General features: G+C 49.8%; 13 protein-coding genes and 1 tRNA gene. 7 read left to right on the plus strand and 7 right to left on the minus strand.

Features of this window, described 5'->3' with window-relative positions; translation table 11 throughout:
* Positions 1-381 (minus strand): patatin-like phospholipase family protein (locus PHU49_09555; protein ID MDD5244250.1); only part of this gene is annotated, 381 nt, incomplete at its 3' end.
* Positions 335-979 carry an MBL fold metallo-hydrolase gene (locus PHU49_09560; protein MDD5244251.1) on the minus strand — a complete coding sequence of 215 codons (645 nt, stop codon included), beginning with the start codon at positions 977-979 and terminating at the stop codon, positions 335-337. The genes PHU49_09555 and PHU49_09560, both read right to left, overlap by 47 nt.
* Positions 980-1081: 102 nt before the next feature.
* Here PHU49_09560 and PHU49_09565 point away from each other — a divergent pair, with 102 nt between their 5' ends.
* On the plus strand, positions 1082-1792 hold the full coding sequence (locus PHU49_09565) for a thymidylate synthase (protein ID MDD5244252.1): 711 nt from the start codon (positions 1082-1084) through the stop codon (positions 1790-1792).
* A 181-nt stretch (positions 1793-1973) separates the two neighbouring features.
* Here the strand turns inward: PHU49_09565 and PHU49_09570 are convergent, their stop codons facing one another.
* The 3 genes from PHU49_09570 to PHU49_09580 all read right to left on the minus strand — a co-directional run bounded on the left by PHU49_09570 (position 1974) and on the right by PHU49_09580 (position 3558).
* Positions 1974-2855, minus strand: coding sequence for a hypothetical protein (locus tag PHU49_09570; protein MDD5244253.1), 882 nt, complete (start codon positions 2853-2855; stop codon positions 1974-1976).
* Positions 2856-2860: 5 nt separating this feature from the next.
* Positions 2861-3418 (minus strand): hypothetical protein, encoded by a 558-nt coding sequence (locus PHU49_09575; GenBank protein MDD5244254.1) that lies wholly within the window; start codon positions 3416-3418, stop codon positions 2861-2863.
* A gap of 66 nt (positions 3419-3484) precedes the next feature.
* Positions 3485-3558: transfer RNA gene (locus PHU49_09580), tRNA-Met, on the minus strand.
* A gap of 128 nt (positions 3559-3686) precedes the next feature.
* On the opposite strand from PHU49_09580, the gene PHU49_09585 reads away from it, so the two are divergent.
* Positions 3687-4433 carry a ribonuclease Z gene (locus tag PHU49_09585; protein ID MDD5244255.1) on the plus strand — a complete coding sequence of 249 codons (747 nt, stop codon included), beginning with the start codon at positions 3687-3689 and terminating at the stop codon, positions 4431-4433.
* Positions 4430-4825: a hypothetical protein gene (locus PHU49_09590; protein MDD5244256.1), complete on the plus strand. Its 396-nt coding sequence runs from the start codon at positions 4430-4432 to the stop codon at positions 4823-4825. Before PHU49_09585 ends, PHU49_09590 begins: the two co-directional genes overlap by 4 nt.
* A 119-nt stretch (positions 4826-4944) precedes the next feature.
* Here PHU49_09590 and PHU49_09595 read toward each other — a convergent pair whose 3' ends face one another.
* Positions 4945-6057, minus strand: coding sequence for a nitronate monooxygenase (locus PHU49_09595; protein ID MDD5244257.1), 1113 nt, complete (start codon positions 6055-6057; stop codon positions 4945-4947).
* A 17-nt stretch (positions 6058-6074) separates the two neighbouring features.
* Complete coding sequence (locus PHU49_09600) at positions 6075-7019, minus strand: ketoacyl-ACP synthase III (protein ID MDD5244258.1); 945 nt, start codon at positions 7017-7019, stop codon at positions 6075-6077.
* A 520-nt stretch (positions 7020-7539) separates the two neighbouring features.
* Here PHU49_09600 and PHU49_09605 point away from each other — a divergent pair.
* The 4 genes from PHU49_09605 (at position 7540) to PHU49_09620 (ending at position 10533) form a co-directional block, all read left to right on the plus strand.
* Positions 7540-8112 carry a hypothetical protein gene (locus PHU49_09605; protein ID MDD5244259.1) on the plus strand — a complete coding sequence of 191 codons (573 nt, stop codon included), beginning with the start codon at positions 7540-7542 and terminating at the stop codon, positions 8110-8112.
* 53 nt (positions 8113-8165) lie between these two features.
* Positions 8166-8960 (plus strand): cation transporter, encoded by a 795-nt coding sequence (locus tag PHU49_09610; protein ID MDD5244260.1) that lies wholly within the window; start codon positions 8166-8168, stop codon positions 8958-8960.
* 179 nt (positions 8961-9139) lie between these two features.
* Positions 9140-9937, plus strand: coding sequence for a lipopolysaccharide kinase InaA family protein (locus tag PHU49_09615; GenBank protein MDD5244261.1), 798 nt, complete (start codon positions 9140-9142; stop codon positions 9935-9937).
* The gene (locus tag PHU49_09620) at positions 9934-10533 is read left to right on the plus strand and encodes a hypothetical protein (protein ID MDD5244262.1); all 600 of its coding nucleotides are present in this window, start codon (positions 9934-9936) and stop codon (positions 10531-10533) included. Before PHU49_09615 ends, PHU49_09620 begins: the two co-directional genes overlap by 4 nt.
* Positions 10534-10778 lie beyond the last annotated feature (245 nt).

Below are 10778 nucleotides of genomic sequence, written 5' to 3' on the forward strand. Positions count from 1 at the left end.
CCCCTGGACAGGGCCCATTTTTGAATAGACGATGGAGATGTCGAGGATATCGTTTTTGTCTATTGCGTAGGCTGACCATTCGAGCTGAAAGCTGTCCGGGTTTGAGGCATAGATGCCGCCGATGAGACTACCCGCGCTGGTGCCGATGATCATGTGGATCGGTATCTTCTCCTGTTCGAGTATCCTGATGACGCCCACGTGGGCAAACCCTTTTGCAGAGCCGCCGCCGAGGACAAGGGCGACCCGTGGCTCAACCTTTTTGACAGGTGCAACAGGTGCTGTTTGGCACGCGCAGAGAAAGACAAGACAACTTAAGACTGCAATGAAAAGTCTTTTAATAACCGCCCCGCTGTCCCACGTAGGGATTATATTGCTTTTCATGTCCGATGGTACTTCGTGGTGTATCTCCGTAATTGTGTCCGGGTGCAACGATCGTATCGTCAGGAAGGACAAAGAGCCTGTTTCTCACAGAGGAAAGGAGCACTTCCCAGGAACCGCCGTCGAGGTCGGTCCTTCCCACGCCGCCGACAAACAGTGTGTCTCCGGTGAATACCATGCCTTTGTGGTAGAGCGATATGCTTCCCGGTGAGTGGCCCGGCGTATGGATTACCTGGAGAGAGGTCTCCCCGATATTGATATAATCCCCGTCCTTGACCGTTATATCAGCCGGTGGCGAGGGTTCCCCGCCGAACATGCTGAATGAATACGATGACTGGTTGACGAGGCTGCGGGCCTCTTTTTCGTGGATGATGATCTCTGCCCCGGTAAGGTCCTTCATCGTTTTGTTGCCCATGATATGGTCTACATGACAATGCGTATTGACGATGTATTTGATCGTGTATCCTCTGTCTGCGGCCTCCTTCAGGATCTTTTCACATTCCGCCGCAGGGTCGATAACGAGGGCGTCCTTTGTGACCTTGCACGCCACGATATATGCGAAGACTGCAAAACTGCCGACCTGTATCTGTTTTACAAACATATCGACCTCCCGGCGTGATAATCATAATACTTTTTAGTGCTGTTTTTCAAATTATTTGATAATATCTTACGCTGCAAGGAGTGAATCCTATCAGGAGGGAAAATGAAGCCCGTATACATTGAAGCGAGAGATCTCCCCGATGCATGGTTTCAGTGCATCTACCGAATCTTCGAGGATGACGGAGTCCATGAGTATGTCATTGACAGGGGCTCCTTTGAGGGCCAAAAGAGGAGGGAGTTCGACCTGGTCATGGTCAATATCACGTATCCGGGTACGCAGCCGCTTGTCCCGGACATACCCTCTGAGCTGGGTATACCCGCTCCTGCATCAATGGAATACGTTGAAGAATATCTTCAGTACCTGATGACGGACAAAAAGGCAGAGAATGAGCTTTATACATACGGAGAAAGGCTCACAAACCCCAAGGTCTGTATTGACGGAAAGGAGTACGCCATCGGTATCAATCCGGTCATGGAGGTCATAAGGATTTACAAAGAAGGCAAATACGGGACAAACCAGGCCATCATGGAAGTGGGCATGCCCCAGGATATAGCCCTCGAGGATCCGCCGTGTCTGCGGCTCATCGATACGCGGCTTATGAACGGCAGGTTACATTTCGTGCTCTACTTCAGGAGCTGGGACCTCTGGGCCGGATTTCCATCGAATCTTGCGGCCATACAGCTTCTCAAAGAATATATGTGCCATGAGATAGGCGTTGAAGACGGCACCATTACCGCCATCAGCAAAGGTCTCCACCTCTACGAGTATACCTTCGGGCTGGCGTTGCAGAGGCTGAGGAGAACGACCGGCTAACAGCTGATAGAAAACGTATATCGTATATAGTATGTCGTATATTGTGAACTGCAAAAAAACGATGAACATCAAAGCGTAAGGGGTTTAATCGCCGAACGCATTACGCCGAGCGTTCTTTTGGGAATCTCGATATACGATATACGAACTACGATATACGATCTTCATGAGCTGCCTTTCACGTTCAAGGTTGTTTCCCGTAGAGCAGGACCTTCTCGTATCCTTCCCGGATAGTCTTCTGAATCGTTGCAATATCAGAATCCTCGTTGTATGCATGGGTTTCATATCTGTTCGTTTCCGGATCGAGTATTGTGATGAAGAGATTATTCTCCCGGGAAGGTATGATCTCGATGAAGACCCTTCTCTGGTAGAGAAAAGAGATCCCATAGTGTGATGATTCAATCTGCGTGTCCTTACAGTTGTACGCCGTGAAACTCAAAAGCTCGTTTGTCGTATCCTGCAAAGTTTTCGAGGATATCCGTTCCAGATGATTTTTTACATAGGGTTCTTTTATGCACCTGTTGATATCGACCTCGACAGATGCAGCCCCTGGCTGATCGCTAAACCTGTTAAGGTGAGCGGCATAGTCAACGATCTCAGGGTAGGTGTAGGTTTCTTTTTCCCACAATCCCTGGAAGATTTTGTCTGCATCGCCCCATGAAAATTCTTTCGCCATGTCTATGAACAGGTTTCTCCTGAGTATGCGGTCATAGAAGTTCTCGATATTGAGCCGTTCCATCCTGCTGTCCACATAAAGGCTCCATATCTGGTTATAACAATCCCGCACGCCGGGTTCCTTGTCTTCATCAGGTGTTATCTTCGGATCATACTGAAAGGCCGGGTTCAAGACATCCTGAACATACAGAAACAGGCGGTAGACTCTCCCGTATAAAAAGGTGTCATCGTCCCAGATGATGATCTTGACATCGAGATATTCCTTTTTTCTTTTTATTAGCGCCTTTTCCTGCCAGGGTGAATCGGTTTTTTCAATGAAGAGACTCTTGACAGAAGGGGTCAGGCCGAGTTGCGCAATGATGTCTTCAGCGACGGCCTGTATATCTTCCACTTTTCTTAGAATTCCCCTTCCAGGCCATAGAGCTCAAGAAGGAGGGTTTTTGCTTTCATCCATCTGGAATCTTTTTTTATGGAAAAAGGGGTGATCTTTATGTATTCCGACAGGTATTTCCTCCCTCTTTCAGCGTCACCTCTTTTAGCATAGATATAACCGAGATTGAAGGTAGATGTTTCATAGATGCCGTTATACCTGCCTTCAACCTGTTCGAGCCTTTGTAATTTCAGCAAGATGGTCTCTTTATCATTTTGCGGCGTTGCCGCATCGTTCATCGCTTTTTCATAATAGGCGCGAACGGTTTTTACGGAGGCCAGTACGTCTTTTGCAAAATCGTTTATCTTGAGCGAAGGGCCGAGGGTGCTTACGAAGTCGTTCTTTTTGAGTTGTTCGTCTATCTTTTTTACAAGACCCTGGACGTTAGAATCGTTGATGGCAGTCTCTTTGACCGGAGCAGACCGGGAAGATTTTTTCTCAGCGGCCGATATCGGGCAGGGGAGAAGGATCGTTACGACAAATAGTATGGCCACTGCGATGACGGTGATTGTTTTTTTGTTCATGAAGGCACCTCTTGAGTTTCTCTATGTTTTGAATTCTTCTTGTTTGCACGAAAGCTACAAATAAAATGGCGGTGCAGGGAATTGAACCCCGGACACTGCGGATATGAGCCGCATGCTCTAACCATCTGAGCTACACCGCCGCGCTGTTTTTATATGATATAATGCGGCTCTTGTCAATAGAAAATAGCCAAAGATAATATAGAGTTCTGCTATTTTTATTCGACGGCGACAGGATTTGTGGTATAAAGGATTTGGCTGGTTACCGGATATGAAACTGACAATACTCGGCACAGGGACATCGACGCCGTCCCTTAAACGGGGTTCTTCCTCGTATTTGCTGACCACAAGAAGACAGAAGATATTGATCGATATCGGTCCTGCGGTCGTGAGGAGACTCCTGGAATGCGGTTATTCTGTGCTTGATGTTGATGTCGTTGTCATCACCCATTTTCACGTCGATCACACGGCAGACCTGTCGACTTTTCTCTTCGCATGCAATTACGGCGAAGAGGCGAGGACAAAACCATTGATGATTATCGGGGGGCCGGGGATACACAGGTTTTACAGCGGGCTCAAGAAGATCTACCGCTGGATAGAGCCGAAGTCTTACGAGCTTTCGATCGTCAGCATGAAAAGAGATACACTGCAGCTCGATGGCATTACCGTTGAGGCCTATCCGGTTAAGCATAACAGGGAGAGCATCGGCGTAAGGATCAGCGAAAAGAAGACCGTGGCGTTCACCGGCGATACGGCCTATTCAAAGAACCTCGTGAAACTTGCTGCCGGGGCCGATCTCCTCGTCACGGAATGCTCTTTCCCGCACAGGACAATGAAGGGACATATGAACCTCGAAACACTTGAGAAGCTCACCAGGGAGGCAAAGCCCAAACGGGTCATCCTCACCCACCTCGATCCCGAGTGGGAGGACTTCAAGGGCGTCCTCCATTCGCCTTATCTGCTGGGCGAGGATGGGATGACGATCAATCTGAAATTATTGGCAGGAGGTGGACCATGAAAACTGCAGTGAAGGCCGCCCTGTTGTCAGGCTTTGTGTTTCCCGGCCTGGGCCAGATTTATCTCAAACGATACCTGCGGGGACTCATCATTCTGATACCTGTATTGTTGGGACTGATCATCATCGTTGGCATAGCAACGGTTGGTGTTATGGAGAGCCTGAAGCAAATTGAGGCCGGGGCCGCTGATGCGAACACCATGCTAACCCTTGCCGCCTCACATTCCGCGCGCAATGATATTGTTTCTAAAGCCATTTCTTTATTCATTGTATGTTGTTGGCTTTTTTCCATGATAGACGCCTATAGCATAGGCAGAAGAAAGAGTATGCTCAACGCAAGAGATGAAAAAGAGATTAGAACGCAACCCGATGGCCTTACGCGCAGTGGAAAATAAGGATTGGAGTGGGGGACGTCCTGGTTTAAATTAAATAACTTTCCCCGCCAGGTTACTCTTTGTTTTGTTTATATTCGGCATTCGGAAATCAGCAATCGCAAATCAGATGCCTTTAGACGTCAGTCCCCGTTAGTCCTGCCCGTCAACTCGGCCATGAGCTCTTTCACGGTTGTATGCCTGTCGATGCGATAACCGTTAGCGCCGACGGTGTAGAGGGGATCTTCCTCAAGGGGGTTGTATCCGGCGGAGCTGAGGAGCCCGTTGCAGATGCAAAAGGCGCCGCCGTCATCGAGTCGCGCGCGGCACTGCGTGAAATTTCCTTCCCTGTCGGGTCTCAATACATACCCCTTATTGCACCGCGGTTTTCTCTTCTGCTCAAGCGCGCTCCGGAACATGGGTGACCCTTTGATAACCATGAACGGCAGGCCACAGGGGGAACCGGGGTTGTGCGACACGACGATATCCTCTTTTCCCGCGTTAATGACAGCCTGTTTATACGCGTCAGATGCGCTGCACTCCTGCGTAACGAGGAAACGTGTTCCCATCTGTACCCCGTTCGCACCCATTTTTAGAAATCTGACAATATCATCATGCGTGTAGATGCCTCCTGCTACGATGACAGGAAAACCACCATACTTTTCTGCCATCTCCTTTACAGGGGGCAGCAGATTTTCAAGCTTGTTCGACTCGAGATATATGTCCTCAAGTTTGAACCCCAGATGACCACCCGCCAGGGGTCCTTCGAGGACAACGGCATCAGGTCTGTAGCCTACCCGTTCCCATTTCTTGCATATGAGTTCAAGAGCCCTTGCCGAAGAGACGATGGGGATGAGGGCTGTATCGCCCGGATTCTGGATGACCGGCAGGCTCATTGGCAGTCCTGCGCCGGAAATGATAACATCCGCCCCTGCGTCGATAGCGCCCCTTACCGAATCTTCGTAGGTCCTTATCAGGGCAACCATGATGTTGATCCCCGATACGCCGCCCTTTGCCTTCGCTTGCGATATTTCCTCGAAAATGGCTTCATACGTGGTATGTCTCTTGCCTGTCCTTTTCGAGACAAGCCTGTCAAGGGCTGCACTCGATACGATACCGACGCCCCCTTCCTCTGCAACGGCGCTGGCAAGCGGAGAGAGTGACACGCCGACCCCCATGCCGCCCTGGATAATGGGTATCTTTATTGTTTTTCCTTTAATGACTAAGGAGGGCAATGCCTCTGCGAAGGGTTCCATGTTCAATGCCTCTTTTATTACTTTCTCAACAGCATAGCGCCGCTTGAGTATCCGCCGCCGAAAACAGTGACGACGATCAGTTCGCTTTTCCGGAATCTTTTCCAGCTCTGTGAAAGGGCGATCATGGTACTTGCGCATCCCGTGTTGCCGGTTTCTTCCATATTCATGATCAACTCGCCGTTATGCAATCCAAGGGCTTTCACGAGTTGGGCGATGATCCTTGAATTGGCCTGATGGGGGATAAGGTGAACGATCTCTTCCGGCGTCAGACGATTTTTTTTCAGTATGTCCGTTACCTCTAACACCATGTACTTGCAGGCATTGGTGAAGACGTCTTTGCCAAAGGGCATTTTGAGCCCGCCCTCGTTGGGCCTCAAATATACTCCCTCGATACCCTTTCCTATATGACCGAGCCCCGTTGTATTCAGATCAAGGATCTTTATATCCTCTTCGGAAGCCTTGTCCTTTGATATGAATACAGCCGCGGCGCCGTCACCCCACAGGTGGCCCGATTGTTCATCCATATCGTCGCTGTAGGCGCTGTTATGTTCCGAAGCAATGACAAGCGCCTTGCGTGCTTTATTTGTGGCGAAATAGCCTTCAACGATTTCCATCGCGCTCAAGAACGAGGAGCACGCAGAAGAAACGGAAATGACGCGTGCTGCAGGGATACCAAAGAAGCGCTGTACTGCATGGGCCAGCGTCCCCACGGTATCGTACGGGGTGTATGTGGCCCCGATGATCAGATCGATATCCTTCACCGAATAGGGAAGCCGGTTTATCGCGGCTTTTGTTGCTTCTACGGACATGGTGTTCGTATTTTCGTCAGCAGTTGCCCTTGTCCGCGACCGGATTCCTGATCGCTTATAGATCCACTCGTCCGACAATCCTGTCAGCTTTGCATAGTATTCATTCGGTACGATTGTTACGGGTAAATAGTGCGAGGCGGCGTTGATATACATCAATAGTTTATATACCGTTCAATCCCTTTCTTTTGAAATAGTCGTACGTTGTCGCATTGCTTTTTCCCACCATGCCCGATATGTTACTCAAAGAGTCTCACGGACCAATTGCCGGTTTATGTTATAGTAAAACTATTTTTTTCTACCTTCTTTCACCATAAACCGTTTTGCAGAGAGGTCCCGTGGGGAATATGAAGAGGCGCTTTGGCAACTTTCGGCAGTTTAAGTATAATAAGGCAGCATCTGTGTGTCAAGAACATTCGCCGAATTGCCTCATATTAAATGGGCCTGCTATGTACACTGCCTTATGTCAAATCACTATCACCTGCTCCTTGAGGCCACTGTCCCCACCCTCTCTGCCGGCACGCGGCAGGTGAATGGCGGCAGTAAACAGAAGGGTGAAGCGCGGGAAGGATCAGGAGGTCAGAAAAAGAGATATGTAAAAAAGCAAGACCTTATCCTAATATTTAGGCACCAGACATCCAGAGTTTGTGATAGTGTGATAGTATAGGAGATAGGCATGGTTCACACCTATGAGATAGAAGGATTGGTTGTTCAGACAGGAGACCTCATCTGCACGACCGATGGCGGCAGTGACGACATCACCGGGCAGTTCTGGCGCTTTATCGGCAAGCTCATACCGGGGGACGTGGACCACATCGTTATCTATGCCGGCCCCGGGGGCAGATGTGTTGAGGCAGGCGCTAAAGGAAAAGTGATAACCTTCGATATCATCGACCACAGGTGGGATGCAAAAAGGATGAGGGACCGGCGGGGTCCTTTTGCCGATGTTCTCTACGGCGTAGCATACCCTCTCGCGTCAGGAGATATAGATCCTGCCAGGGCGGTGGAGATACGGGAGGATGTCGCGGCATACTGCCTCAGACAGGCAGAGCTTCGTAAACCTTACAATCTCAATTTCTTCAAGTCATCTACCGAGGATGCCTTCTATTGCAGCCAGCTTGCATACAAGGCATATCTGAGAAAAGGGATCGACCTCAACACGGGAGCGAAGGTCCTTAACATTCCAGGGACGAAAAGCATCATACTCCCCCAGGAGATATGGGACAGTTGTAAACATCAAAAAGCATAAAAGGTATATAATCAAAAATTGGCTGTAGCCTAAAAAGCAGATCCGGAAAATCTATGTTCAAAACGACCTTTAGAATATCGAAAATGGACTGCCCTTCGGAAGAACAGATGATACGGGTAAAACTGGAAGGGATGGCCGGTATTCAAGGCCTGAAGTTTGACATACCGGGACGCCGGTTGGAGGTGTATCACGGGAACAATTATGAGAGTATCCTGGCGGCCCTCGAAGGTCTTCAGCTTGATACGGAGCTTGTTTCTTCCGAAGTGGTAGAACCCACAGATACGGAGGAGGATCACCACCGGCAGAGACGTATCTTGTGGCAGGTCCTCGCCATCAACCTCTTCTTTTTTGTGCTGGAAATCTTCACAGGCTTGATAGCCGGCTCGATGGGACTTGTCGCTGACAGTCTGGATATGCTTGCGGACAGCATCGTCTATGGACTTTCGTTGTTCGCGGTAGGTGGAACCGCCGCACGGAAGAAGAACGTCGCCGGAGCCGCAGGTTATTTCCAGCTGATGCTGGCTGTATTAGGTTTCGTGGAGGTTGTCCGTCGTTTTCTGGGATATGGAGAGGCTCCGGACTTTCATGTGATGATCGCTGTATCTGCGCTTGCCCTTGCAGGAAATACAATGTGTTTGTATCTGCTTCAAAAGTCGAAAAGTCAGGAAGTGCATATGCAGGCGAGCATGATCTTTACATCTATGGACGTCGTTGTAAACCTCGGTGTTATCGTTGCCGGCGTATTCGTGTACCTCACAGGATCGAAGATACCAGACCTGACCGCAGGGACAATCGTTTTCATACTTGTCGGCAGGGGCGCCTACAGGATCCTCCAGCTATCGAAATGACACTTTCACTGTTATTCACGTTCAGTGTGTGCATGCTCAGCGCCATGGGCTTGTGCCCGTATGAATCTACGTTATAATGCCTGCCATGCGCAATAATGATAGATGCCAGAAATAATATGGTTTTGTTTTTGAGAACGGTAGTGGAAAAAAAGTCCCATATCGGATAGAATCAAAGAAAGATGACTTCCCCTGAAAAAATCACCCACAACGGGTTTACCATTTATACCTACGGTCAGCCCGCAGACCCGCATGCAGTCATAGAACAGATGTCACGGGGCGAGATAATCCGCGATAAGGGAAGGGGAGGGATCAGGCTCTTATCCGTCGATGGGAAGAAGATGGCATGCAGGCAATACCTTCACGGCGGTCTGTTCCGGGCGATCACAGGGGACAGATTTTGTTCTGAAAAAAGGGCGCTCGATGAAGCCGGCATTCTTTGTTGCCTTGCGGAAAACGGTTTTCCCGTTGTCCGTCCATGCTGCGTTGTAGCAGAAAGGGCAGGTATTGCAAAAAGGCTCTATCTTATCACCGAATTTGTTCAGGACGCATCGGATCTGCTCGATGTCTGGAGAATGACCTCGGGGATAAAACGGCTCAGGATCATAAAGAGCCTTGCCGGGCTCTTCAGGACGCTTGAACTGCTTGGGATCTATCACCCCGATCTCCACATAAACAACATCCTGCTTACCGGGCAGGGAAAACTTGTCTTCCTCGATTTTGACAGGGCGCGTAAAAAAACGGTCACTACGGATGATATGGAAAAGATGTTCCGGAGGCTTGACAGGTATATGGAAAAACAGAAAAGGAGAGGGGGTATAACCCTCGATATGCGGGATAAGATCTTTTTTCTGCGGATTTATCAAAAATTATCCGGATGTGATATACTCTCCCGTATGGAGAAGCAATTTAAGACGAGGGCTTTCCTGAATAGGATAGGATGGATAGTAGAATCATTTTTATATGGAGGGAACCGATGAAAAAGTTTTGTGTTGTTTTAACGATCTTTGCTTTCATGACAATGGCTTCCTGCGCGACGCTGGAAGAGCATAAGGGCGCAGCGGCAGGCGGCGCGATAGGCGCGGGGCTTGGCGGGCTGATCGGCGCCGCAGTGGCTCCCGGCGGACACGGGCTGGAAGGGGCGATCATCGGCGGTCTTGCCGGCGCAATCCTGGGCGGCGTGGTCGGGCATTATGGCTTCGATACGAAGAGGACGCAGGCAGACACAAACAAGACCTACGCGTATAACGACAGCACCGTCAACGTCAGGATCGAGAACGTCGACGTCCAGCCGAAGAAGGTCAAGGCAGGCGAGAAGGTCGATCTCAACATGACATACGCCGTGTTGACCACATCGGAAGGGATTGCGCGGGTCAGGGAGATACGGGAGATCTGGATCGGCGACAGCCAGTTCGGCAACCCCGAGACGACCGTTGAACGGAAGGGCGGCACATATCAGTCGAACATCCCCATATTTCTGCCGAAAGATGCCAAGAAGGGGACATACAAGGTCAGCTATGTAGTGCAGACCGACTATTCGAAGGATACGAGGGAGGCGAGCTTTACCGTATATTAAGAGAAGCTCATAGTTAATGGCTCATAGCTCATGGCAGGAAGAATCAGGCTGAGGTTGAGGCTGAGAACCGGCAGTTTGCTTAACCTTAGCCTGCATTTTTACCAACTGACGGCTGCGTGCTGACGACTGTATTTGAATGAGATTGCCGCGCTCCGCTCGCAATGACAAAACGCCGCGTCCTGCGGGCTCGCAATGACACTGCGCCGCGCCCCATGGCCTATCACCTATAGCCTATTACCTTTCAC

Source organism: Syntrophorhabdaceae bacterium, assembly GCA_028713955.1.
Taxonomy (GTDB): domain Bacteria; phylum Desulfobacterota; class Syntrophorhabdia; order Syntrophorhabdales; family Syntrophorhabdaceae; genus UBA5609.

Excerpts from the sequence above, each read along its gene's own strand:
- PHU49_09560 (MDD5244251.1), bottom strand. The coding sequence starts at position 979 with ATGTTTGTAAAACAGATACAGGTCGGCAGTTTTGCAGTCTTCGCATAT.
- PHU49_09565 (MDD5244252.1), top strand. The coding sequence starts at position 1,082 with ATGAAGCCCGTATACATTGAAGCGAGAGATCTCCCCGATGCATGGTTT.
- PHU49_09575 (MDD5244254.1), bottom strand. The coding sequence starts at position 3,418 with ATGAACAAAAAAACAATCACCGTCATCGCAGTGGCCATACTATTTGTC.
- PHU49_09585 (MDD5244255.1), top strand. The coding sequence starts at position 3,687 with ATGAAACTGACAATACTCGGCACAGGGACATCGACGCCGTCCCTTAAA.
- PHU49_09590 (MDD5244256.1), top strand. The coding sequence starts at position 4,430 with ATGAAAACTGCAGTGAAGGCCGCCCTGTTGTCAGGCTTTGTGTTTCCC.
- PHU49_09595 (MDD5244257.1), bottom strand. The coding sequence starts at position 6,057 with ATGGAACCCTTCGCAGAGGCATTGCCCTCCTTAGTCATTAAAGGAAAA.
- PHU49_09600 (MDD5244258.1), bottom strand. The coding sequence starts at position 7,019 with ATGTATATCAACGCCGCCTCGCACTATTTACCCGTAACAATCGTACCG.
- PHU49_09605 (MDD5244259.1), top strand. The coding sequence starts at position 7,540 with ATGGTTCACACCTATGAGATAGAAGGATTGGTTGTTCAGACAGGAGAC.
- PHU49_09610 (MDD5244260.1), top strand. The coding sequence starts at position 8,166 with ATGTTCAAAACGACCTTTAGAATATCGAAAATGGACTGCCCTTCGGAA.
- PHU49_09615 (MDD5244261.1), top strand. The coding sequence starts at position 9,140 with ATGACTTCCCCTGAAAAAATCACCCACAACGGGTTTACCATTTATACC.
- PHU49_09620 (MDD5244262.1), top strand. The coding sequence starts at position 9,934 with ATGAAAAAGTTTTGTGTTGTTTTAACGATCTTTGCTTTCATGACAATG.